This is a genomic window from Geovibrio sp. ADMFC3, assembly GCF_054687035.1.
This window is the reverse complement of record NZ_BAAFZG010000002.1, coordinates 2,300,488-2,324,789: the sequence shown is the minus strand read 5'-3', so window position 1 is coordinate 2,324,789 and position 24,302 is coordinate 2,300,488. Positions and strand designations below refer to the sequence as shown.

25 protein-coding genes and 1 tRNA gene are annotated in these 24,302 nt (G+C 45.7%); 2 read left to right on the top strand and 24 right to left on the bottom strand.

The features are described 5' to 3' along the window. Window positions 1–11 precede the first annotated feature (11 nt). From ACYRYY_RS11405 to ACYRYY_RS11390, 4 genes are all read right to left on the bottom strand, one after another. The gene (locus ACYRYY_RS11405; RefSeq protein WP_460215733.1) at window positions 12–1,220 is read right to left on the bottom strand and encodes an MFS transporter; all 1,209 of its coding nucleotides are present in this window, start codon (window positions 1,218–1,220) and stop codon (window positions 12–14) included. A gap of 86 nt (window positions 1,221–1,306) precedes the next feature. Continuing rightward, window positions 1,307–3,061: a flavocytochrome c gene (locus tag ACYRYY_RS11400; protein ID WP_460215732.1), complete on the bottom strand. Its 1,755-nt coding sequence runs from the start codon at window positions 3,059–3,061 to the stop codon at window positions 1,307–1,309. A gap of 229 nt (window positions 3,062–3,290) precedes the next feature. Beyond that, window positions 3,291–4,697 carry a sigma-54-dependent transcriptional regulator gene (locus tag ACYRYY_RS11395; protein WP_460215731.1) on the bottom strand — a complete coding sequence of 469 codons (1,407 nt, stop codon included), beginning with the start codon at window positions 4,695–4,697 and terminating at the stop codon, window positions 3,291–3,293. Beyond that, a complete protein-coding gene (locus ACYRYY_RS11390) occupies window positions 4,694–6,379 on the bottom strand; it encodes a transporter substrate-binding domain-containing protein (protein WP_460215730.1) in 1,686 nt (561 codons plus the stop codon). Before ACYRYY_RS11390 ends, ACYRYY_RS11395 begins: the two co-directional genes overlap by 4 nt. Before the next feature lie 184 nt (window positions 6,380–6,563). Here ACYRYY_RS11390 and ACYRYY_RS11385 point away from each other — a divergent pair. After that, window positions 6,564–6,648, top strand: a tRNA-Leu gene (locus tag ACYRYY_RS11385). 221 nt (window positions 6,649–6,869) lie between these two features. On the opposite strand, the gene ACYRYY_RS11380 is transcribed toward ACYRYY_RS11385, so the two are convergent. The 20 genes from ACYRYY_RS11380 to ACYRYY_RS11285 form a co-directional block, all read right to left on the bottom strand. Beyond that, entirely contained in the window at window positions 6,870–8,438 is a 1,569-nt protein-coding gene (locus ACYRYY_RS11380) for an FAD-dependent oxidoreductase (RefSeq protein ID WP_460215729.1), read from the bottom strand. Window positions 8,439–8,475: 37 nt separating this feature from the next. Next, on the bottom strand, window positions 8,476–9,387 hold the full coding sequence (locus ACYRYY_RS11375) for a SphA family protein (protein WP_460215728.1): 912 nt from the start codon (window positions 9,385–9,387) through the stop codon (window positions 8,476–8,478). Window positions 9,388–9,557: 170 nt separating this feature from the next. Further along, the gene (locus tag ACYRYY_RS11370) at window positions 9,558–10,997 is read right to left on the bottom strand and encodes an aminotransferase-like domain-containing protein (protein WP_460215727.1); all 1,440 of its coding nucleotides are present in this window, start codon (window positions 10,995–10,997) and stop codon (window positions 9,558–9,560) included. 186 nt (window positions 10,998–11,183) lie between these two features. Then, on the bottom strand, window positions 11,184–12,380 hold the full coding sequence (locus ACYRYY_RS11365; protein ID WP_460215726.1) for an MFS transporter: 1,197 nt from the start codon (window positions 12,378–12,380) through the stop codon (window positions 11,184–11,186). A gap of 33 nt (window positions 12,381–12,413) precedes the next feature. Next, window positions 12,414–12,773 (bottom strand): cytochrome c3 family protein, encoded by a 360-nt coding sequence (locus tag ACYRYY_RS11360; protein ID WP_460215725.1) that lies wholly within the window; start codon window positions 12,771–12,773, stop codon window positions 12,414–12,416. 154 nt (window positions 12,774–12,927) lie between these two features. Then, window positions 12,928–13,146 (bottom strand): hypothetical protein, encoded by a 219-nt coding sequence (locus tag ACYRYY_RS11355; protein WP_460215724.1) that lies wholly within the window; start codon window positions 13,144–13,146, stop codon window positions 12,928–12,930. Continuing rightward, the gene (locus ACYRYY_RS11350) at window positions 13,143–13,571 is read right to left on the bottom strand and encodes a hypothetical protein (RefSeq protein WP_460215723.1); all 429 of its coding nucleotides are present in this window, start codon (window positions 13,569–13,571) and stop codon (window positions 13,143–13,145) included. Before ACYRYY_RS11350 ends, ACYRYY_RS11355 begins: the two co-directional genes overlap by 4 nt. Beyond that, window positions 13,552–14,562, bottom strand: coding sequence for a hypothetical protein (locus ACYRYY_RS11345; RefSeq protein ID WP_460215722.1), 1,011 nt, complete (start codon window positions 14,560–14,562; stop codon window positions 13,552–13,554). The genes ACYRYY_RS11350 and ACYRYY_RS11345 overlap by 20 nt, the downstream gene beginning before the upstream one ends. After that, window positions 14,562–15,434: a hypothetical protein gene (locus ACYRYY_RS11340; protein WP_460215721.1), complete on the bottom strand. Its 873-nt coding sequence runs from the start codon at window positions 15,432–15,434 to the stop codon at window positions 14,562–14,564. Before ACYRYY_RS11340 ends, ACYRYY_RS11345 begins: the two co-directional genes overlap by 1 nt. Further along, window positions 15,431–16,147, bottom strand: a complete 717-nt coding sequence (locus tag ACYRYY_RS11335) for a peptidase associated/transthyretin-like domain-containing protein (protein WP_460215720.1) — start codon at window positions 16,145–16,147, stop codon at window positions 15,431–15,433. The genes ACYRYY_RS11340 and ACYRYY_RS11335 overlap by 4 nt, the downstream gene beginning before the upstream one ends. A 3-nt stretch (window positions 16,148–16,150) precedes the next feature. Further along, window positions 16,151–16,654, bottom strand: coding sequence for a hypothetical protein (locus ACYRYY_RS11330; protein ID WP_460215719.1), 504 nt, complete (start codon window positions 16,652–16,654; stop codon window positions 16,151–16,153). Next, the gene (locus ACYRYY_RS11325; protein ID WP_460215718.1) at window positions 16,647–18,329 is read right to left on the bottom strand and encodes a hypothetical protein; all 1,683 of its coding nucleotides are present in this window, start codon (window positions 18,327–18,329) and stop codon (window positions 16,647–16,649) included. Before ACYRYY_RS11325 ends, ACYRYY_RS11330 begins: the two co-directional genes overlap by 8 nt. Window positions 18,330–18,332: 3 nt before the next feature. Further along, window positions 18,333–19,298, bottom strand: coding sequence for a hypothetical protein (locus ACYRYY_RS11320; RefSeq protein ID WP_460215717.1), 966 nt, complete (start codon window positions 19,296–19,298; stop codon window positions 18,333–18,335). 10 nt (window positions 19,299–19,308) lie between these two features. After that, window positions 19,309–19,683 (bottom strand): hypothetical protein, encoded by a 375-nt coding sequence (locus ACYRYY_RS11315; protein WP_460215716.1) that lies wholly within the window; start codon window positions 19,681–19,683, stop codon window positions 19,309–19,311. Between the two features lie 7 nt (window positions 19,684–19,690). Next, window positions 19,691–20,347 (bottom strand): hypothetical protein, encoded by a 657-nt coding sequence (locus ACYRYY_RS11310; RefSeq protein WP_460215715.1) that lies wholly within the window; start codon window positions 20,345–20,347, stop codon window positions 19,691–19,693. Window positions 20,348–20,351: 4 nt separating this feature from the next. Next, window positions 20,352–20,732: a hypothetical protein gene (locus tag ACYRYY_RS11305; RefSeq protein ID WP_460215714.1), complete on the bottom strand. Its 381-nt coding sequence runs from the start codon at window positions 20,730–20,732 to the stop codon at window positions 20,352–20,354. A 27-nt stretch (window positions 20,733–20,759) separates the two neighbouring features. Next, window positions 20,760–21,104, bottom strand: a complete 345-nt coding sequence (locus ACYRYY_RS11300) for a hypothetical protein (protein ID WP_460215713.1) — start codon at window positions 21,102–21,104, stop codon at window positions 20,760–20,762. Window positions 21,105–21,108: 4 nt separating this feature from the next. Further along, on the bottom strand, window positions 21,109–22,095 hold the full coding sequence (locus ACYRYY_RS11295) for a major capsid protein (protein WP_460215712.1): 987 nt from the start codon (window positions 22,093–22,095) through the stop codon (window positions 21,109–21,111). Between the two features lie 13 nt (window positions 22,096–22,108). After that, entirely contained in the window at window positions 22,109–22,471 is a 363-nt protein-coding gene (locus tag ACYRYY_RS11290) for a hypothetical protein (RefSeq protein WP_460215711.1), read from the bottom strand. 14 nt (window positions 22,472–22,485) lie between these two features. Beyond that, window positions 22,486–23,169, bottom strand: coding sequence for a hypothetical protein (locus ACYRYY_RS11285; protein WP_460215710.1), 684 nt, complete (start codon window positions 23,167–23,169; stop codon window positions 22,486–22,488). 162 nt (window positions 23,170–23,331) lie between these two features. Between ACYRYY_RS11285 and ACYRYY_RS11280 the strand changes: the two genes are divergently transcribed. Beyond that, entirely contained in the window at window positions 23,332–24,288 is a 957-nt protein-coding gene (locus tag ACYRYY_RS11280; RefSeq protein ID WP_460215709.1) for a tetratricopeptide repeat protein, read from the top strand. The last annotated feature ends 14 nt before the right edge of the window (window positions 24,289–24,302 follow it).

The following is a 24,302-nucleotide window of genomic DNA, read 5'->3' as shown; positions in this document are numbered from 1 at the left end:
TGATGAAAGCATCAGGCGGGGTTTTTTATTAAATTCACCCCTCCGGCAATAATAATCAGAATACATATCAAAGAACTCATCGAAACAGCGTCTGCGACTCCAAGCTTACCGGCGGAATACCCCATAACAGCATGTCCGACAGGCGCAAGCCCTACCAGTGCGAAAGAGAAAACAGCCATGACCCTGCCCCTCATATGGCTGGGGCATTTGTGCTGAATAAAGCAGTTAGCAAGGGCAAGGATACAGACAATACCCCACCCGGCAGCAGCCAATGCCGCCATGGAGAAATACAGGTTGGTAGATCTGGCAAACAGAAAAAGGGAAAAAGCAAAAAAGAACGCAGAAAAAACCATATTGCGCCCTTTGTGCCTTATTTCCGGCATACAGGCTACGGTTATGGCTGCGATCATGGAACCTGCCCCGGTTATACCCGAAAGCATTCCCAAACCGTCCGCCCCGGAGTGCAGAACTCCTTCCGCAAAAAGCGGCAGCATCGGAATAAAAGGTATTCCGAAAAGGCTGACAGCGGCAACAATGATAAGCACGCCTGTTATGTCCCGTCTTTTCAGGATAAACTTTATTCCGTCTGCTATACTTCTCGTATTCTTCACAGAATCTCCCCCTGTAGAGGCAGCTTCCTGCTCAATCATGGAATACAGCAAAGCTCCGGTAAGGTAGCTCACAAAGTTGATAAGAAAGCATATGGCAGGGCTGCTTACAACAATGATGAAACCTGCTGCGGAAGAACCTATCATTCTGGTGGCGTTGAATGCAACAGCCTGAAGAGTTACAGCGCTTGTCAGCTTATCTCTGGTGACAATTTCTGCTGTCATTGCGTGTCTTGCCGGGTATTCAAATGCGTTTACCACCCCTGTCATTGCAGCAAGCGCTATGATCCACTCCACGCTGGCTTTATCTGTTGCAGTGAGATAGTAAAGGATTAAAGCCGGAACAGAAGCAGCTATCTGTGTGGAAACAAGAAGTTTTTTCCGGTCAACAAAATCTGCGGCAAGTCCGCCGAATACAGAGAAAACAAAAACCGGCGCAGAAAGAGCTATGGCAGCAGCAGCCAGTGCAGCAGGAGACATACTAAGCTTGTATATAAGCCACCCCTGTGCCACAGACTGCATCCAGACCCCAGTGAGGGATGTAAACTGCGCTGTCCAGAACAGTCTGTAATTTCTTCCTGTAAAAGCAGGAAATCTCTCTTTAAGCGTCATAAAGAAACCCGCCTGAAAATAAAAAGTTATAGGGGCATACCCGCAGGACTAAGGATCCTGCGGGTATGGTGTTATACGGAGGTTGTCTATTTGGATTTAACAAGATTAGCGGCATTTGTACCCGCTATGCGTCCGAATGTTATCGTTTCTGATATAGAGTTACCGCCAAGACGGTTTCCGCCGTGAACACCGCCGGTAACTTCGCCTGCTGCATAAAGATTGCCGATAGGTGTTCCGTCAATGGACATAACCTGTGCATCTGTATTAATAAGCAGACCGCCCATTGTGTAGTGAATGCCGGGGCGCACTTCTATTGCTATATAAGGAGCTGTTTTAAAATCCCTTGGAAGATCGGGACGTCCGAACTCTTTATCTGACTTAGCGCTTACAGCATCGTTATATGTTTTTATTGTTGCCTCAAGTGCATCAGCGGGAACACCCATAGCTTTTGCAAGTTCAGCAGGAGTGTTGCCTGTTTTCACAAGATCAAGGTGGAAGTAGCCGTCAATCTGTTTAAGGCTTTTGCGCACATTGTCATCAAAAACAAGGAAAGCTGATTTATTTGTCTGAGCAAGGATAGCAGCAGAAGCCTTATCCCTTGTGGTAAGCTCATTCACGAATCTTTTGCCTTCGTAGTTAACAAGGATAGCACCGTTGCCTCTCACTGCTTCAGTGATGAGTATGCGGCTGCCTGCTGCAACTGTCGGGTGAATCTGTATCTGATCCATTCCCCACATTTCAGCGCCGATTTTGGCTCCGAGAACCATTCCCTCACCCTGAGCGCCGGGCTGGTTGGAAGTTGTCATACCTGCGAATTCCGGTTTGTAATGAGCTACTCTTGATGCATTGGCAGAAAAACCGCCGGCAGCAAGCACAACTGCTTTTGCCTTGATAGCGTATGTGCCGGAATGTTTACCCTGAACTATAAGGCCAGTAACATTGCCTGCCTCATCAACAATCAGCTTTTCAGCTTTTGTATTAAGGCGCACGTCCATATTGCGGGCTTTGGCGTTATTACGGAGAACAATTGCTATATGAGCGCCGACAACTTTACCGCCGGTGGGACGGTGGGTTCTGTAGACACTTGCTCCCGCCATACGTCCTACATCTGACATGTCTGCCCCTACAGAGGTAAGCCAGTCTATTGATGATGAAGAGTTTTTAGCGAGAACTTCCGCAAGAGCGGGCACATTCATGTATTTTCCGCCCTTCATTGTATCTTCGTACATGAGCTGTACTGAGTCATCTATCCCTTTTTTGTTCTGAAAAACTGTTTCAGCAGCATTCATACCGCCGGCAGCAAGCATACTGTTTCCGCCGGTGAGGGGCATTTTTTCTATTACTATTACTTTAACACCTGCATCAAAAGCATTGATAGCCGCAGTCATACCGGCTGCTCCGGCACCTATAACAACAACATCTGTTGTTTCTGTGCGGGCTATTTTTGCTTTAGGGTCGTATTCCGTCCATTTCTTTTCGGGAGCATCAGAACCGGGAATAACCATAGGGAAACTGTGGCATTTCAGGCAATAAGGCTGTGATTTTTCATGCCCTTTATGGCATGTGGTACAATTGATGTCACCAAGGTGAGATGCGTGAGGATTGATTTCCTCATGGCTGAGTTTAGCCATTTCCTCCATACCGCCATGACAGCTCACACATGAAGAATTCACGCTGACTTCATTGTCATCCACAGTGATTTTTTTCATTTTACCGTGACAGTCAGCACATGTGATATCGGATGCCTTATGGATGTCCGAGAGAGCTTTTCCTTCCGCTGCAAACGAAGCAAAAGCCGTCAGCATAATGCAGCAGAAAATAAACAGAATTAAACGTTTCATCTATTCCTCCTGAGAATTGAAGAAAATTAAATACGGCACGAAGCCGCTTTCAGGAGTTAATGCAATGCATGTGCCAAAGTCACAGAATAAATAAAACTCTTATACGAAAATAGTTTAAGAAATAAACAGATATAATGAGGTCTATAACAAAAGTTATAACATTTGGGATATTGGTTATTAAAGCACTTGTAAATAAGGCTTATAATGAAAGTTATATGTATAACCTTAGTTATACATCACTGCGGTTTTTCAATCTTTTGCTCAGAGCAGGCTGAGAAATACCCAGAAGTCTCGCTGCGACTGTCTGATTTCCTTCCGCCCTCCTCATCGCTTCATCAACCAGAAATTCAGTTGACTCGTCTATTCGGGGAAGACTCTGCATCTGCCTGAAAGGGTTTGCGCAAAGGCAGTTTCTTTTAATATCGCTGGGGTTTTCCAAACCTGCTGCTTTAAAAAACTTTTCCGCCGAAACAGCATTGCCGCCGCTGATACTGACCGCATTATAGATCATTGCTTTCAGCTCTCTGATATTACCGGGAAAAGTGTAAGAGGAAAGAAAAGCCGAAACATCTGCATCAAAAACTATTTTTCCCATACCCATCTCTGCTGCTGACTCTTCTAAAAAGTGTTCAGCAAGCAATGCAATGTCACAGGGATGCTCACGCAGAGGAGGAATATTAACATAATGAGTCTTCAGACGATAAAACAGATCCCTTCTGAAAGATCCTTCTTTCTCTTTCATCTGCAAATCTGCATGGGTTGCGGCTATTATCCTGGCATTTGTTCTTCGGGGTAAGTCACTGCCAAGCCTGAAATATTCTCCTTCCTGCAGGAGCCTTAAAAGCTTTACCTGACTCGCCATGCTTAAATCGCCTATTTCATCCAGAAAAAGAGTGCCGTTTGACGCTTCCTCTATAAGTCCTTTGCGTACAGTATCAGCGCCTGTGAAAGCACCTTTGCAGTGTCCGAAAAGGGTATCGGCAAAAACAGCATCATCGAGCCCGGCGACATTAACTGTTACAAGGTTTCCCGTGCGTCCGCTCAGAACGTGAGCAGCCTTTGCCAGCAGTTCTTTGCCTGTCCCGCTTTCCCCGGTTATGAGAAAAGGGTGCTGGCTTTTTGCTACAGCTTCTGTGTAGCTGAAAACAGCAAACATCTTTGGGTCTGTAGTAATTATATCGGCAAATGCTTCGGGGTTGGCAATGCTCCTCTCCAGCAGTTTCTTTGAAATAGCCCTGTTTTCGCTTTCGAGAGATATTATTTTTACAGCGTTTACCACTCCGCTTACTATTCTTTCCGCCGGATCAGTTTTTACAAAAAAATCCGATGCGCCTTTTTTCATGCACTCTACGGCAGACTCAATAAGATTCATCCCGCTTATCACGATTACTGTAACCTCAGGAAACCGCTCTTTTACACTTCCAAGCAGAACATCGCCTTTAATATGAGGCATATTAAGATCCAGCAGCAGAATACGGTATTCACCGCTTTCCAGCATCCCCATAACCTCTCTGGAATCAGTACATGAAGCGGTATTGGTTATCCCTGCGGCGGATTCCAGAGTAATAGAAAGGGAACGAAGCCAACCCGGCTCATCATCTACCATAAGTATTCCGAAAGAAGGATAAAGACTCATTCACCGCCTCCTGATTTTTCAGGGAAATATATGCTGACCTTTGTGCCTATGCCATAAACTGACTCGAAACTCATTGTTCCGCCATGTTCTTTAATTATGCCTTCTGAGACAGAAAGCCCCAGCCCCGTGCCGCCTGTATCTCTCTTTGTGGTAAAAAAAGGATCGGTAATACGGTTCATATCTTCCGGTTTAATACCTGTACCGTCATCCTCAATAACCAGAGATATACTCCCGTTATCTGCTGAGATAACCGCCCTGATGCCGTCTTCCACAGAAGTCAGAGCCTGGCATGAATTCAGCAGCAAATTCACTATAACCTGCTCCATCCGGTGTATGTTTCCATAAATATAAGCAGGATGAGCAGCATATGTCACAGAGAAATTGTCTGTGGACTTCTTTATCTCTGTTTCCACAAGCCTCAAAGCGGTACACAGGCATGTATTCAGATCAAAAACAGCTTTTTCCCCGGTATCGTCTCTTCTGGCAAAATCTTTCAGATCATTTACAATACGCTTTATTTTCAAGGCTCCGGCGTTTGTTTCCTCAATCATAATAGGCAGCTGGGAACGCATTTTGGAATATGCTATTCCGCCTACGGGAAAGTCTCCGTTCTCTTCATAATACTCTTCCAGTATATGTGCAATGTCTGAAAATGACCGCTGAATAATCGGTGTATTCAGCAGGATCAGCCCGTTCGGATTATTTATCTCGTGGGCAACACCGGAAACAAGAACACCAAGAGCAGCCATCTTATCCGCCTGCATGAGCTGGCGCTGGTTATCCTGAAGTTCAAGAAGAGCATGGCTTAATGACGCGGTACGTTCGGTGACTTTCTTTCTGAGAGAATAGCTCCACAGCAGCACAAAACCAAATACACCAAGCATAGGTACAGATGTCAGAAGCATATAACGAAAAAGAGTGGACCACGAAATGAAGCTGCCGTCCATTACTCCAAGCCACTTAGAACTTATTCTTTCATATTCTCCTGTTTGACGGAGTATTGCAAGCCCCTCTGCAAAACGAGCGATAAGGTCAGTATTATCTTTGAATGCTGCATAGCCATATTTATGAACCGCTACACTCTGTACCACAGGAACAAGGTTAGTAAGCCTGTTCCTTTTTATTATGTGAGTTCCGGGCAGCAACGGCACAACGGCATAGTCATGCTTCCCGGAGGACAATAACCTTAAAACATCCTCCGGTGTTCCTGCAAAGAAAAGCTTTGGCGGATTTTCCATGGCCGCAAGCTGTTCGTTCATTATTCCGCCCTTGTGGACTATAACCTCTTTTCCGGCAAGCTGCTCAAGGCTTGAAACTTTTCCTGTATTTCTGCGGGCGAAAACCGCATGGTTTACAAGTGTTGTCGGCGGTGCAAAGACAAACTTCTCTGACCTGCTTTCAGACCATGACAAACCCTGAAGAACATCAATATCCCCTTTGTTCAGGCTGTCAACCATGTCCTGCCATTCACCTGTTCTGAACTGTATCTCCATTCCCATTACACTGGCAACGGAACGGGTAAGATCCACCAACAGACCGGCTGGTTCGCCCTTTTCATCAACAAACTCATACGGCGGGTAGTCCTCATCCATTCCGATAATAACTGTTTTTATCTCTGCCCCAAAGGCAACTGAAGTGATTAAAAGACAAAATAAAACTATAAGTTTCTGTATCCCGGACATTCAATCCTCGAAATATTTCGGTTTATTCAAAAGGTATACCCTATATGGTATTTCGGCATCCTTTTTTATTAAATCTGTTAATAATAAGCGGGTCATAAATATTTGAAAAGTTTTTTAAATTTTATAGTTGACACGAAAGGATAAAGCTGATAAAAATTCGTTCTCGCTTGAGAGATTATCACCCGCCGAGGTGGTGGAATTGGTAGACACGCAGGACTAAGGATCCTGTGGGAGCATATCCTGTGGGGGTTCGAGTCCCCCCCCCGGCACTACGAGAAAGCCTCTGACATTTTTGTCAGAGGCTTTTTTGTTTACAGGGGACGAGAACGGGAATTTACACCGACCGAGCAATGAGTAAAATTGCGTTCTCTCAGCCGTTCATAATTCTTTTTTATCAAACTTAACAAGAATTTATAATTAGAGGCAAAAGGCTATAGGAAAAGCGCCGCAAGGATTCTTGCGGCGCTCTTTAAGGGATTAGTATGGAATTCTATTTAACAAAAGATGCTGCATCTTCACCGGCAAGCATACCTGATGTGAATGCAAAACCAAGCGATGCTCCGCAAATTTCAACATAACTGTTGCCCCAAGCGCCTGTGGCATCATTACCAACTGTGTAGAGCCCGGGAATGGGGTCATAGTTTTTGTCAACTGCCTGAAGGTTTTCATTCACAACAACTCCGCCCAGTGTTCCAAGGCTTCTTGCGGCGAATCTGATCGCATAATAAGGAGCCTTGACAAGAGGATACATAAACTGCGGCTCATTGTGGAAGTCTACGTCGCCTATTTTGGCAAGTTCGTTGTATCTTGCAACTTCCGCCTGAAATGTTTCAGGGTCAATATCCATTTTCTTGGCGAGTTCTTTCAAGCTTTTTGCGATCATGGCGTCTCTGCCTTCAACTGATTTAAGCAGAGGAGTATAGTCTATAGGCGTTGCAGCCTGCTTTGCGCTGTCTGCTGCAGCCATTTTTTCATTGAACTCATAGAACTCTTTGTCAGAATTTTTCCACTTGGAATACTGGTCAACAAGCGCCTGAAGCCCGCCTTTTTTAAACTTATCCATTGATGTCTGGTCAAAAACCACCCACGCAGTGTGATTAGGCTGTTCAAAAACAGCATTACCATAAAGAGCATATCCGAGACCGTGGTCTTCTCTCATAAAACGCTTGCCGTGAGTGTTTACCTTCAGAAATGGAACATCGGCAAAAGGTCTGAACTCAAGTGACCTCATCGCATCAGGTATAAGGTTGACAGCAAAGAATTCGCCTATAATGTCTCCTTTTCTGGCTCCGGCTTCCCATGCCATTTTTATACCTTCACCCTGTGCTGTTCCTATAAAGCCAAGAGGAGGATTATCAGAGTTATAGATCTCTTTCAGCATCTCAGCATTTGCACCCGCACCGCCTGTAGCAAGGATCACAGCCTTAGCATTTATCTGAAACTCTTCCTCATCTGCGTTTTCAGCAATGATACCGGCTATCTTGCCGTTTTTGTCTTTAACAATGCTAATACCTTTTGTCTCAAAAAGAAGTATTCCGCCCTTCTTTTGGAATGTTTTCTGAAGCTTTCCTATGTTAACCGCTCCGCCGCCGTTTTGGTAGCCGTGGTGAGTCGCCGGCATATCCTGATGCCAGATTTGTCCATCCTGACCGGCATCGGACAAAGCGAACTCTGCTCCGTTATCCATAAGAAACTTCACTGTACGACCAGCATTGTTGATATAGTTTTTAACAAGTCTTGCATTAGCACGGTAGCTGCTTGACTCCATAAAAACATTAAAAAGCCATTCTTTATCAACAGTTTTACCTGTTTTTATCTGTTCGGGGCTGTCTGCCGCAAACATTCCGCCTGAAAATGTTCCTGCGCCTGCTGCGAAGGGGGCTTTTTCTATCAGAATAACTCTGGCTCCTTTTTCAAGTGCTGCCAGTGCTGCCGCTGTTCCGGAAGTACCTGCACCGACAACAACAACGTCTGTTGTCATATCTTCTGCCATAGCAGGAAGTGCTGTGCAGAGCAGTACAAAACTTAATAAAATTGTTTTGATAATATTTTTTAACACTTTATTCTCCTTTGGCTGTTTAAGCCGGATTATTTATTCAGAATGCGATATATGTCTTGAACCAGAGCTGATCTCCTTCGCCTTTGTTTTTAACTGCGTAGTCCTTTGTGTACTGGAAGGTAAAGTCGATATTATTGCTGCTGTAGACTAAAGAAGGTCCGATGCCTATAGCCTGTGCTTTGTTGTCCTTGACAGTGTGGCTGCCGATTTTATCGTCTGTTATTTGTTTATAAAAATAGCCGGCTATGCCGAATGTGCAGGCTCCGATTCTCTGACCAATTGCGTAGTCCATGTGGAGTTCCTGTCCTGATTTGTAATCAGTATCATGGTTTTCTGTGCTGTAATCTAACATGGTCTTTGTTCCGACTATGAAACCGGAATCACTCATGTAGTTAAGCATTACGTAAGGTTCAAAGATGAAGCGGTTAAAGCCAAGGCTGACTATATCGTTTTTGTCATATTGAGCCGTGGGCATAATTACTTCAAGAGACGGGATAATCTGCCAGTTTTTTGATATATAAGCGTTGCTTATACCCACAGATATGTCACCCACACCTGAAACACTGTCTTCACCCGCCGGAGTTTTAACTCTCAAGTCAAGCAGGGGAACAACAGAATAAAGAGCTAAATAACCGCCGAGAACTTTTTCTCCTGTGTTATAAAGGAAGTTGGTACTACTTGTTATTGCTCTGACATCATAGGTTATGGGTACATCATCTCCGTTATTGTCCTTGAGTTCGCTGTTATGGCGAATACTTGTGGCATTAAGGATGTTTAATCCTTTGGGAGTGAGCCTTGCGGGAAATGCATTATTTCCGCCGGGGTAAGACCAGTTGCCGTTTTCCATGGCCTCTCCCACGGAAGCAGACAGTACGAGCGCAGATACGAATAAAAGCACTGCAAGGTTTTTGAACTTTGTTTTCAAAGATTTGGAACTAAATGAACACATAAATAAACCTCCAATTGTTTGAATAAAAATATCCGCAGGAGATTTAAATAAAAATGCACAGAGAGCAGGGAAACTTAGCTTACCAAGAACTTGTTTTTTTTGTGAGAAATGTTAAATATTTTAAAAAAATATTATCTATGAATATGTAGCGATATTACCAGATTAACTTATCAGTGCTTACCAGTGCGTCTCATATGAAAAGAAATCCTGCTTAATGCATGCTCCAGTTTTTCAACGGAAACGCCAGTGTAGCAGAACCATATGAAGTTTTTCCCGCTTCCGAAAAAGCTGGGGGGAAAAAGAAGTAAGCCTTCTTTTCTCAGAGTGTTTATGCACTCTGTTACCGACTGGTTGAAATTAAGCCTGTATGTGACGCCGTAGGTTGGTTTTGTCCAGCTTGCCAGACCATCAAAATACTTGTGAAGCAAGACATCCACTTCATCACATCGCTCAATTATCTTTTCTCTGACGCTGTCCATATAATCAGAATAAATGTTTTCAGAGAGAAGTTTTTCCATGATCATCTGCGAAAAGATATCTGAATAAACGCTGTTTTTCAGTTTAACATTCAGAAGAGTGGGCACGAGAAACTCCGGAGCTATTATTGCTGCCATTGGGGCTATCATAAACGGACGGGCAAGGCTGAAGATATGTATTACATTTTGGTTAACATCCATTGCCTTAAGGCTGATAACTGGCTTCTCCCTGTGCCAGCAGTCTCTTATTGTTTCACACTCAATAATAGGCAGGCTCCACTCAGATGCGATGTTAAGCAGCTCTTTCTTCCTTTGTATAGGGTAAGTTGCACAGGCAGGCATAGAGAAGTGAGGTTCAACCAGCAAGACCCCCTTGCGCCTAGTTCGCAGCTTTTTTAAAAGAGCATCAGGAACAACACCTTTGGAATCCGTTTGGACAGGAACAAAATTGACACAGGCAGGCAGTATCTTATCGAGCAGAAACACTGATTCTTCCTCGACATAACAGTTTACGCTATGACCGCATATTACCTGAAAAATAGAGTAATAGGCTGTTTGTATATTATCAAAAACAACCACCTGTGAGGGAGAGGCATAAATTTCTTCTTTTGCCAGGTGGTTGCATATAGTTTGTCTGAGAGGGAGTATCCCTCTTATATCGAAATTGCTGTGGTGATCTATGGAGTGTATATTTTTGCGGGCAGATTCTATAGCCTGCTCCATAGGTTTATATGGTGCAAAATCATGCCCGAAATAACTTTCAAAAAGGTTGGTAATATTGACATCACTTCTTATATAATTAATAAATTTGTATATTTCGCTTGTCTCTACGTGTGAGGCAACTCTGGTATATTCATCCCATTTAATAGGAGCATGATCGCAATTATCCTGACAAACCTGAACAACAGCCTTTTTTCTGAGTTCAATTTTTATAAGTTTATCATATTCAAGCATTTCCAGAGCCTTTGAGATTGTTGGACGGCTCACTTGAAATAATCTGCAGAGATCTCTCTGCGAAGGCAGAACATCCCCATGAACAAAATGTCCGTTTTTTATTGTTTTGCGGAAGTAATCTGCAATCTGCTCATAGATAGGGCTGTCACTATGCTCATCAATTCGCCAATCGTCAAACATATACACTACCATCTCATTGTGTTTATTTATGAAAAATATTGTCCGGCCTTATGTATTGTCAATAGCAAAAGGACAGACAATGTATTACTGCCGCCGGTAAAGCAGCAGTAATACAAAGGAAGGTCAATGACGGAGGAAATACCTGTCGAGGCTGTCATTGCTTGAACATATTTTTTATTTCAAAAATTAATTTTTATGTATTATGCTCTCTTTCATAAAACGTGGAAAAGCAGTTTCAGTTTTTATTATGGTTAAAAATAACAGAGTGGAGATGAACCCGATAATTCCGCTTGCTGTAAAAGCTTCATTTATCCCGAATCTGTCTGCTATGCCTGAGGAAAATACCGCACCAAAAGCAAATCCCAGTCCCATCACACTGTTAAAAATACCCATCATAGAAGCATCTCTGCCCTGATATCTGTTTTGCATTAAGAGTGATACTCCCGCAGGCTGCGACATGGCGCCGAAGGCTCCGCAGAGAAATGAAAAAACTGATACATTATAAAAAGATATATGCTCCGGAAGCCAAAAATACATCAACGAAACCGAGCATCCGCCAATAAAAACCATAAGCGGTTTTGAAGAAATATCCGCAAGCCTTCCCATAGGCTTAATGAAAAAACACATCCCTATAGCTGAACAGGAAAGCACAATTCCTGTTTCAAAAGAGCTTAAGCCGTTTCCGATAAGGTATATGGGGTAATAAACTGTAAAGCACGCCAAAGAAGAAGCTTTCCCGAAAATAAAGACATACATTGCTATTTCTGTTTTTGAAAATTGCAGACTGCGGGAATAAAATGTTCTCGGGGCGGGACAGCCATATTCCTGCTTGATAAGAGGAATACATAACACAAGAGCGATTATGCACAAAATAAATGTTAAGTGAAATATGCCTGCAATGCCGGCATACCTGCTGACAACACCGCCGAGAAGCGGTCCCAGAGCGAGTGCCGCATAAAATGCTATATCAAATGTTCCGAAAGTCTCGCTTCTGCATGCTCTGTTCATTTTCAGATTTATAAAGCCATAAAGAACAGGTCTTAATGCCGCACATGCAATACCCTGAATTAATCTTATCCCAATCAGGAAATAAATATTTGTTACTATAAGAAAAGCCGCTGCAACAAACAAATACAGTATAACTGATGAGACAATAACTTTTATATACCCTTTATAATCTGCAATTTTACCCAGAACCGGTCCCAGCAAAGCCTTGGCAAGCTGATATGATGCGGCGGAAAAACCTATGAGCAGTGCTTCTGCGCCCAAGCTCTTGTAATATATGGAAAAGAAGCTGTCTGCCATGCAGAAGCCCAGACTAATACAAAAATTAATCGCAAAAGCTGTCAGAAACAGTTTCTTATCTGCAATCACGCTGCTCATAAATATTTGCCGACTATACGCATACCTTATTCATCAGGGGACTTGCAGTTCAAATTTATGGCATGTATTGCAGTAAAGTGTCGAAGCCTTATGCGATGCGTGGCACAAAGTGCATCTGATTTCCCCGGGATGTGCATTATGTGGATTGAGAGTGTGGCTTCCGCCGCCGGAATCTTTAAAATTTATCTCATCCGCATCTGTCATATCTCCGTGGCACTCTTTGCATTTCTTAGCCGATGCTTTTTTTACCGGTTCAGCGGTTTCGTGACAGTCAACACATTCGATGCCTGCACTACTATGTGTTTCAGCTAAAAAAGTCTTTTCCTGTGCTGCTACTGCTATGGAAAAACAAAGCACTGACAGGAAAATAAAAGTAATTGAACATTGCCTCATATTTTTCTCCTTTAAAGTTTTCATTAAAATTGCACAGAGATAAATTGACCACAATGTCCAGATAGTGAGTTTTTGACCTAACCACATTCTTAAATTTTCATGTCATTTGACTGACAAAAAAGGCTCCAGAGAGCAGCTCTGAAGCCTTCTACACTTATTCGCTTACAATTTTCTTCTTCACTTCACCAAAATCAACCATACCGAGAGATTCAGCGACTTCATTAACTATACGGTCATCAATTGTTGTCTTTGTGGATGCGGCAAGCTCCCGCATTACACCCAAAACGACTATCGTTATTATCCTTTCTGTCAGAAATGCCTTGGCAACGCCCAGCATAGCACCTGAAAACATCTTTACCAGCAAAGTTATCATCTCCCCCCTCCCGCATGTTTATATGCTTTTTCAAAACTCACATACTCTCCGCCTATTCTCCCCCAACGGGCGGAATACCCTCTTATATCCAGATGGAAGCCCGGAGTATTCCAGTCAGGATAAATGCCTAGCCCCACATAGGCGGCACTCACCTGACCGCACAGTTCCGTTTCATGCAGAGCCTTAAGCAGCCTGTCTGCTGATTCGGCAAAGCTCATTCCTTCTATATGAAAATCGACCGCATCGCCCCTGTAGTGCCTGCTGCCGGAGGCATGTCCGTCATTTTCATAACCGCAGTGAATCACAAAAGGCTTGCCGATTTTTTCCCTGAGATTGTCCAAAAGCAGAAGCAGTGCGGGATTCATCCTGCCTGCGTCCCCCCAGTTCTCATTTTCAGAAAAATGTTTAAGATTCTTCCACACCATTTTCTCCCCCCTTTCTGACCTTAACAATAACTCCAACGGCAGCAGCCTCACCCATACCCAAATCAGCCCGTCCGCCGGTGCATGGAAAAACATGTTTAAGCAACCCGCTTTTTCCATATAGATAGACTATAAACTCCGTATCCTCCTCATTTGTTCCGGTTACGCATGAACCCAGAACAAATTCACCCTCGCTGTTTCTTCCCCCGTAGAAAGGATTAATTGAACGCATCCTTTCGCCGCTGTATCGGGGATATATTTCCCAATGCTCATGAAATGCCGAAGCTTCGTCAAATTCCGTCCCTGTTCCCAGCCTGTATGAGCGGTCAACGGTCCAAGTTCTTCCGTCTATTATAAAAACATCCGTGTATTCATAAAAACAAAGGCTGAACCCTGCATAAAGCGCCTGTCTGTACAGACTGAACCACTGCCCCCATTCATCAACTTTACAGGCATCAGTATAACTGGCTGTTTCCGCCAGAATGTTCCCGTCCAGACTAAATAAATGTTTGGTATGACTAAGGCATTCATCAACGATTTCAGTTTCCGTTGTGAGCGTATAGCCTCCGTTATCCGCCAAGGGTTCTGCTATCTGATAACGCTTTTCAAAATCCTCTGAACTGATAAATTCATCGGGGATAATTTCTCCTTCGGGAGCTATAAACCACCCGTCATCAGCTCTGTAACCCACTCTGTGGGTGAAGCATGGTTTAGCTCCGCCGGTAAACCCTATAACAAGCGGATTTCCGCGCACAAAACACAAAATCACCTCATCACCTGCCGAGAATGCGCCTGCCGCTCCTTTGACAGAACCGTCCGGTGCAGCTGTCTCCTCTCCGCTGCATTTATAAAAAATTGGCACAAAGGAATAAAGTTCACCGCCGGACTCAACCTCCGCCTTGTCTGTTTCTTCATTCAGAGAGATAATAATTCCTTTTCTGATTTCTGTTCCCGAGACAGTTTCGCCTATATTCGTCAGAGCAAACCTTTCCATCAGACTCCTCCGTAAAAGCTGAAAGGAACAAGAAGATCATCGTCCTCCAGCCTGTCACGGACAGAGGCAGAAGAAGCTTTCCCAGTTGTGGAAGCATTGCCGCCTAATCCTTTTTTCACAACAGCAGCCCTTTCACCTATGGAGAAAACAGTAAAATCCGAAGGCTTAACCGCATATGGTTCACCTCTGAACTCCACAGCCCAGCGGAAATCCTCATGGGCGAATCTTGCTGCCTCAAACTCCGCTCCTGCACCGCCTTCATAAAAAACACCGTCTTTATACAATCCGCAGCCTTTGATAACTGCCGATGTCCAGACAGATGTTTCAAAAACCGATGATCTGTACATAAACTCTCTTCCGCCCTGTACCATAAAACCGACAGAAACAGTTTCACCAGGGACGACTCCGGTATCACTAAACCTCAATACAAAGGTTTCAGGGCTTGACCCTGTGTATTCCGGAACTGTCCGTGAGATCTCGCCTGTTTTTGCGGGAACAAGATAACTGACAGAGCTTTCACCGAGACGTACTACATATTTCTCCATTCCGCTGAAACCAAGTCTGGGAAAGCTGAAAACAACCTCCCCATCCTCTGTGGAATAGGTCAAAGAGCCTTTACGAACCGGAGATTTGGAACATGGAGGATTATGAAGGAGAAATTCTTCGCTCTCTGTTCCGTCTGAAAGAAGAACCGTCATGGAATCAGCATGAGCGCTGCCGTCCGCATCAAGATAAACATCCAGAGAGCGGAACACGGCACTCAATATCCCTTCCTCTTCTGAAAACTCAGCACCCTTGCTGCGCCCTCTTACTGTGCATAGCCCCGCAGGCTGCCAGTTATCCGCACTCAAATAAACATTAAGCTCCATCATTCTATCCTGAAACTATCGTTTCTGAGATTATCCATGTCGGTATCAAGGTAGCCTTCTTTACGCACCAGAAGGCTGTACATGCCTTTTTTCAGCCTGCCCAGATTCAGCATCCCGCTGCTGTTGGTAACGCCTCTGAAAGTGCCGTTCATAAACACCTGCGCATAGGGAACGGCCTCCCTTGACGCAGCGTCTCTCGTGGTAATGATTACCATCCTTTCCGAAAGATCCGTTTCATCGCCTGTGTAGTCCACTTTGCAGTAGGCGGTTCCCGCCGGTCCGTCAGCCTTTATGATTAAGTGTCCTGTTGACAGCCCCGTGACCTCGATCACGTCATAGGATGTTTCATATGTAACAGATACGCTGCCAAACCTGCTTTCTCTGAACCTTACATAGCGCCCGCCGACATAGGGAACAGTTCCGCCGACAGCCGGGGAAACGCTTATAACCTCAGCCACCGGATATTTCAGTTTCCCTGAAGACTCATCCGCAAAAGCTATGTGTTCTGTGATGCTTTCCTTCAACCCTTTTGCCGAATATTTCCATGTGCCTCCGGAAGCTGTGACCGCAGCTCCCGAACCGGAGGGATATATTCTCACATATGCCTTTTCGCCTGCGGTGTGGGTGCTTTTGTTTCCGCCCCTTTCGTAATCTTCAGTGAGCATAAGCGTTCCTTCATCCCTGACCTTGACGAAACTGATTTCAAAAGACGCCATAAATCACTCCTGAAATACGTAAATCAGCACCGGGTACTCAGCCTTATTCTTTTTAGGCAGAGTTATGCCGAAGCGTTTGAAGCCCGCAGTATAGGAAAGCTCCAGCAGACCTACTCCGCTTTCTCCTGCCGCATCCGGCTGAACACCGCATGAAACGGAGTATGCACTGTTTTTTTTCATTTCTCCCAGCGACTTGCCCAGCCACTGAGAAGAAACAATCTCTCTTGCGGGATATTTAGTGTTTCCTTCGGCAGAGTCAGTAAACGGAATATATTCCCCTTTAATTGTCGCTGTTCCGATCCCCTGCTCTGTTACAGTTCCGTCAGAAGATACCGCTCTGACGGATGCCGGAACGGGGGAATAAACCCTGAAATAGGCTGTTTCACCATAACGGAAAACCTTTTTCGCACTGCCGGATAAATCAAGATTCATCTCCTCATCCAGTTCTATAACTGCCTTTTCACTCCCTGCCGAGGGGGTGACAAAACTCACAGTAACTTCAGCCATTTAATTTCTCCCTGATATGAAGTCTGGTCTTCTGTATGATTTTCAGCGGGTAAACACTTATATTTACAGAAGACGATACACAGCAGCCGTCTCCTGCCGGAGTGCGGAGAAATAACGCACCACCCGAAGCAATCACCGGGTCAAAAAGATGGGTGATCTCCAGATAAGTGCCCCCGCCGAGACTGCGGTATGTGTTTTCAGCCCTGAGTGCTGCCACCCACGCATCAGCGGTATATTTCTGTTCAAGTTCTTTCAATAAACCGCCCGAACCTGCACGGTGTAGGTTCTTCACTGTGCAGGCGGTTAAAACAGCATCCTTCTCTGCTTCACAGTAAAGCTGGAAACTATGCTTAAGTGTTTCGTATCTCACTGCTTCTGAGAGACTGTCTTTTGTGCGTTTATAAACATTTCCGCCTTTTGCCGCATCTGCTCCGCTTTTCAGCCTGAAAACCGGATATGAGGTTCTGCCCTCACCGTCCCTGAACAGAACTTTTTCTTCTATCTCCGCAACACTTCTGCCCAGATCTCTCACTAAATCAGCGTCAGAGCTGACCTTGATCTCTGAATCGGAATAAACAAAAGCGTCTGCAAAGCTTCCCGCACCTGCTTTCTTCTCATGCTCAATAACAGGCTCTGCCGAAGAACCCCAAACAACACAAACTCCGTTTGCCTCTGCCGGCTCTGAAATACGTTCCGCTTCAAAATAATTCTTTAAAACAACGCAGCTCTCCGGCGAGTAGATGTTCACTGCACGCACAAAACCATCGGCACACACCCTGACTTCGCCGCCGCACTCCTCTGCAAGCTCACTCAAAAGCTCAGTTTCAGAATAATTTCCACGCACCAGATGCACATTGAAATCAGGCAGATTCCAAAGTGCATCCCCTGCCAAAGCAGCAGCGGAGGTGTTTGTTTCAAAAACTTCCCTATATCCGCTGTACGGCGCTTCATTGAGTATCTGTGCTGCCCGTCCGCTGATTTCTGTGGTTTTTCCGTCTCTTTTTGTTTTTTCGATCACAAAAAGATAAGAAATGCCTTCAACAGTAAATTCAGCTCTGTCCCCTTTTACGGTGGGAGCGGCGATAACGGCGGAAAATGAAGCAAAAGTGTCTTTACCGTAAAAACTGATATCAGCACCTGCGATTTTATCCGTAAGATCCCTGCCGTTAAGGAAAAACCTGAACGAACACTCCGTCAAAGGCTTATTATCCCCAACTGCTGATTTAAGTAACAATGAGCCGCAAAGAGGATTTAAGGCTATTTCTCCTCTGATATTCAGGCTGCCTTCCCTTTTTGCCTCGCTTAGGGTATTAAGGGAGCAAACAGCCCCCGAAGAGCCTCCTGATATGCTGAAACCTGCTTTCAGAGAAGAATCAGCAGAAACAGCAAAAGGGATATTCAGTTTTCCTTCTGCAATGTCAGTAATTGCGCCGTAAAAGATGAACTGCCCTTTCAGATTCGTGCCGTACTGAGCTGATATTAAGTGGTAATCTTCAAACCCGGCAGAACAATGCACCCTGTTGCTGCCCTCTGTCTGTAAAACAGCGGGGGCAATAATCTCTGCTCCGCAGCCCATCAGATTATGCAGAGTAACCCAGCCGTGCAGAGTGAATCCTTCTCCTTCGGGTGTAAAACCATCCGTTCCGGGAACAAACGCCCCCGCTACCCTGTACATGGTTTAATCCGTTATCCAGTCAAGACGGATAAAATTGTCCGCCTCTCTTTCTGTTCCCGCAGGTATAACCTCTTTCAGCCAGAAACCTTTCGCAGAGGACACAGTGCTGAAGCTCAGTCTGTCTCCGGTCTGCCATGTTCCTCCCCAGTTTATGCTGCCTATGCTGAAATAATAGCCGCCTGCCGCAGTGTTCATGGGGTTGTAGTCTGCGGATACAGTGCCGGAAGGCAGTGTCCCTGTCTGCGCTCCGGCAACTGTAAATGCTGATGATGAAATAAATGTCAGCGTCCAGTCATCTTCCGGTGTACTTCCGTTAAGGGCAATTATTCCTCCGTCAGTAACAAAAGTTCCCGCAGAAGAGGTAATAGTGACATTATCTGCCTTTGCCTCAAGGTTTCCCAGTTCAACACATACTCCTGCATATGTCTCTGATGCTGCAAAATTATCCGGAGACTGCGAGGCGAGTCCTATCAGCGCAACATTTCCCGTCCACTGAGGCTCTCCTGCGGTTCTGGCTGTAAACATAGCGCCGGAGTCCGCTTTGATCATTAAAAGAGCGCCTGCGGGAACCGCATAATCATCATTTTCAAAAAGCACCTGAACCGATGTATCCCCCGCCGTGATATCAGCATAGAGCCTCCCGCCGCCTGTCCATCCATCCGTGGAAAGGTTATCTTCCGTTTCCCCATGGTTTGAGGCTGCCTTAATGTAAAAACGGTCTCCCCCCGTGCTTGGTACAGTGAGCGCCACAGAGGCATCAAAAGCAGGCTCTGCCACCGCCGCTCTGTTAGCCATATACGCCTTACGGAAACGGGTTTTGCCGTTTGTTCTTTCAAATGAAGTAACTCTGGGAAACAGGTTGAACTTCACTCCGCTCACTATTTCCCTTGATATATCAATATGACCGCCGTTTTCCGCCGTATCGGTGACAATTTTTGAGCGGTAGAATTTAATGTTTTCACTCTGCATGTTTATCCCCTTAAACTGTTTTCAGTCTTATTCTTCCATAGAAGCTGCCTGCCTGTCCGTATCCGCTGGACGGACTCACCGGAGTAAGTTTGAGCGCAGGCGGATCTTCATGGCGGAAGCGCACCCTGTACTCCTTGTCTCTGTATGAGAATACGTACACCCCTTCAGTGTTTGAAGCCGCCTCACGGAGTCTCAGAGCCTCGTCAAGACTCAGCCAGCCTGCGTCCTCCGGTGATTCGAGGTCGATGTCGATTACATCAGTTTTCTGGCTGAACAGCACCGAAGTTCCGTCTGCGCAAAGCACTGCGGCAACTGCCGGCGAATCTGCGGAAAATTCATTTATCCATATCATTCCGTCCAGAGTTATTCCGTTAAGAGTAATCACCTTCCCCTCACACCGTATGCCAGTCTGTTCCGTCTGAAATAAGCTGAACCTTCTCCCACTGTGACGGAAGAAGGATATCCGCACTCTGGGTGTCTATAAGCTCTCCGGCTTTGGGCGAAATACGCACCTCCGCACTGCCGCCGTCAATGCGTTTGACCACAAACACCCTTCCGGTAAAGGATGCAGGCGCAGGAAGAGTAATTTTCACATTAGACACACCGGCGTTAACCAATACAGCTCTCTCAGCCCCGGTCATAGAGTAGTTAGAGCTTCTTTTAACCACGATTCCCTTCTTCTCAGCAGATGCAGAATCAGCCTTGAGATTAATTTCCGCCTCAAGCTCGTCCAGCTTGCCAGCCGTTAACACATGGGCGATCTTGCTGCCGGCTGCCCAGTCCCTCGCCTCTGTTCCTTCCATACCGCCGTAGCAGTTATAGTTTCCTTCAAACCCGTCATAACCAAAGGGCTCAAGCTCCACAATCTCCCTTTCAGGATCGTCAAGCGGTGACTGCACCGACCCGTTCCAGATCACCGCACGGAATTTCCCCTGCAATTCAAAGTTCGTATAGTCAGTCACGATGAGATGCGAAGGCTGCCACCTCTGGTCCAGATCATATGCTAAGGTACTCACAGCGAAGTTGGTATTTTTCAGAGTAATAGCCATATCCCTATCCCTTCAGCCTGAAGCTGAAATCTATCCTGAACAGGCTTTCACGCCTGCCGGATGAAAAATCCGCAACACGCCAGAAGGAGAGGGGAAGCCCCTTAAGCGCTTCAAACACTCCGTCCAAAGCATCACCCGAAGCCTTAAGGGCACGTTCCCCTCTTCCCAGCGTAACGGTTTTCAGAACTATGGTGAAAGTCAGCTCACGTCTGAAAGCACTGCCTGCCGGACCGCCCTCCTCCCCCGTGTAAATCACTGCGGCCCCCGGTTCCTTAAGGATCTCCCCCGCCGCCTTTTCAGGCGTTCCGCCATGTACAAACACCTGCCTGAATTGACCCGAAGTCTCTAACAGTCCGGCTATTATGAGTGCCGTTTCATAAACCATAGTTCCTCAACCTTCCTTTAATATTTGTCAGTTAAAGCCTTTCCAGTTGTCAGACCCTGCAGAGGACACTGATTCCGGATATACAGCAGGAGCAAGGGGCTTCAGCACCGAAGAAGCCTCGTCACGGTAGTTTTCCGCAGTAACCCAGTCGGCGGAATAAGAATACAGCTCCCCCAGCGCCGCCTTGATAACTGCAAGACGAATCACTGAATCGGATTCATCAAACTCAACCCCGTAGTTTTCAAGCACTGCCTTCACTCTGTCTCTGCCGTTTTCCACAAAGGTTTCTGCTATGCTGTCGTCACCGCCTGTCAGTGCGTCATAGTCTTCCGGCTGAATATGCTGTCTGAGTTCATCAACTGTTATTTCCATGACATCAGCCCGTAACGGTAGCCCAGTTCACAGCTCTGGTGTATGGCACGGGAAGAGGCTTGCTCTCCGCCACAAGTTCGATGGATGATGTACGCTTATCCTCAACAGGTTTGACGAAGAAAGGCATCGACACGAGATTGCTGTCCAGATCGTCCAGCACTGCATATATCAGCTCAAACGGAGCATCCATAGCCACTGCGAGGAGCTTTGTATCATCAACAACCTTTATGGGGTTTCCCGTTGCAGGGTCTATATATGCAGAGTTCATCAGCTCGATTTTATAGCCGCCGATAAGTATTGATTTTTCATCCATTGAGGCGATAACACTTCTGCCTTCAAATGCCTGAACAAGTCTGGAGAGCGCCATGAATGCTTTCTTGCCCGCCCAGAACTTTATCCCATTGCCGTATCTGCTGGTTTCCTGAATATCCGCTTCCATTTCTATGAGAGTCTCAAGTATGTCATCTATGGCAACCTGAGAATCATCCCAGAGAACAGATGGCGAATAGCTGAGAGTTGAGCCGAAATCCACTTCATAAACCCCGTAGCCGCCGTCCATCATCATGGGGTAGCTGATTTTCCCTGTAAGGCTCTGTGCGGCAAGAGCCTCTGTGGAAGCACGCACAACTCTGCGGAGTCTGTCTATTTTATTGTTTATGAGAAGCTGAACTCCTGTTCTGTCCAGAAGCTTGAAATTATTCACCTCAACGCCGTTAAGCCTTTCGGAAGGTCTGAACGGCTGTGGTTCAATGTGTGTGATCTGCCCGCTGTCGCCATAAAGAGGTGTTGGGGCCGAACCTCTTCTGCTCACCGCTATATTTGTAATCGGCTGCTGAAGATCGCTCACAGCCACAGTGGGCAGAGGATGGTTTCTTCTTTTCTCCGTTCTGTAAACGGAGTCAAGCACTGGAGATGCAAGCTCCGGCATATCTGTTAATGTTCTGATCAGTGAATCTCTTGAAAAAAAGCTGTTTATGTCAAACTGAAGCATGTTTCAGACCTCCTTAAAACGTCCATATATTAGTATTTGTCTCAAGCGCTTTCACAGCAGCGGCATCCGCCTTGATCCCCTCATTCTTGAGAGCGCTTCTTATAACTGTTCCGTGAACAAGCACACTGCCGAGGCTGTCTTTTCCGGTATCTACAGGAAAAATTGTCACACCCACCGGCACTGCCAGAGTTCCTGCATCTGCACTGTCGTAAAAGTCCGCCTTGCCGTCCGCACCGAGAGCGATTATCTCTCCTGCGGCAATTTTCCCGTTGTCCTGCTTAAAAGGCATAACCTTCACCACAGCAGGGTGACGTCCGTCTATCACCCCTTCTGATCCGATTTCACGCCTGTCGATTACTCCGTCAAACTTTGCCATTTTCTCATTCCCCCTTAAATTTTTCCGAATATTCCCTTTGTTTCAGGCGCACCAAGCACTTCGGGCAGATTCATTTTCCCCGCCTTCACCGGATGAGGCAGTGATGAAAAAACATCCTTCAGAATCCCAAGTGCATCCGCCTCATGTCCGTCAGCGAAATTGAATGTACCTTCGAGGTTTTCCGCAAACTCCATCACAAGCTCAAGTTTGGATGCAGGTATTCTTCCCTCGCAGGCTTCCTTAAGCTCATTCATCCTTTTTTCCCTCTTCTCCCTCCGGAGTGTCTCAAGCTCGCTGAAATAAGCCGGTGCAGTGCCTTTGAATGTGATAACATCGCCGCAGTCGCCCATCTCTATCACTTCAAGCCCCTTTATTTTCGGGGGCATAGCACCGAGAAAAGCGAGGTGATGAAGATACAGCCCTCCGTCTGCGTCCCTTTTCGCCCCGATTGACCAACTGCGGAAATCACCTTTTTCGTAAGCATTTTTAAGCCACTCGCCCAGCTCCGCCTCACCCATCAGCACGCCGTTTTCAGCCCAGACATTCTTTACCCAGCCGGCGGCAGGCATATTTCCGGATATTTCGTGCCCCACAGTTACCGGCACTTTCCCACCGAAACTTTTTTCCATTTGCTCCAGATCCGCCTCAGTGAGCGCCACCTCGCCGTATCTGCCTGTTTTAGCCATCTCAAGAATCATTTCATTCCTCCTTAGCCGATGAGGGAATATAAACAAATAACAAATAATTCTTGTTATAGCGTGTAATGATTACAAAAAAATATTGTTTTAGTTATTTTAAAAAACTTCTCATTTTTGTGAACGCGGGGTAATATTACTAATGAAGCTGAACATGGAGATATTATGAAACCGGCAGTATTAATCCTTGCCTTCGCTGTGGCGGCATGTGCGCCGAAAGCGGCGGTGGAATTACAAAAAAACGGACAAAACGCCCTTGAGTCAGGGAACCTGACCTTAGCGGCAGAATATTTTGAAAAAGCAGTTGAAAAACACGATTCAGGAGAGAACAGAACACTCCTCGGTGATACTTATTTTGGTATGAAGGAATATGATAAAGCATTTTATGAATATTCCCGGGCCCTCAGCAGAAACAGGAACACCGCTTACCTGCATTACAAAAGAGGCGAAATTCTCTTTATCCGGGGCAAATATCAGGATGCAATCATGGAACTGGATGAGGCGCTCACAGAAAAACCAAAAAGCTTTGCCCATGCGGGAACACTAATCGGGCTTGCATATATGGAAACCGGTGACAGCAAGCAGGCGTTTTTCTATCTTAACAAAGCCATAGATGCAGGTGCAAACGATGAAGATGCCTACCTTGGCAGGGCAAAGGCGTACCTTAAAACCGGAAGTCCGGAGCAGGCTGTTGTGGATGTCACTCAGGCTATACAGATAAATCCCAAAAACGCAGAAAGCTACTACCTCCGTGCGCAGATACTCTTTGCTGTGTCAAAGACAGGTGACGGAATAAAAGATCTGGAAACTGCCATGGTGCTTGATCATAACATGGAAAAGGCGTTTTCTCAGGCGGCGTGGATTCTTGCCGTTAACCCTGATCCATACTACAGAGACGGAGCAAAAGCGGTAGTTTACGGACGCAAAGCCTATACCCTCAATCCTGACAATGAAAACGCAGTGCGGCTTGCTGCTGCATATGCCGAAAATGACCAGTTTGAGAAGGCGCTCTCACTTATTAATGAACGTATTTCAGAAGAAAAGGATCTGGTGGAAGTAGACGGGTTAAGGGTCTGGAAGGAAATGTATGAGAAAGGAATTAAATACAGGTCGGATAAATAGGGTTGCCCGAAAAG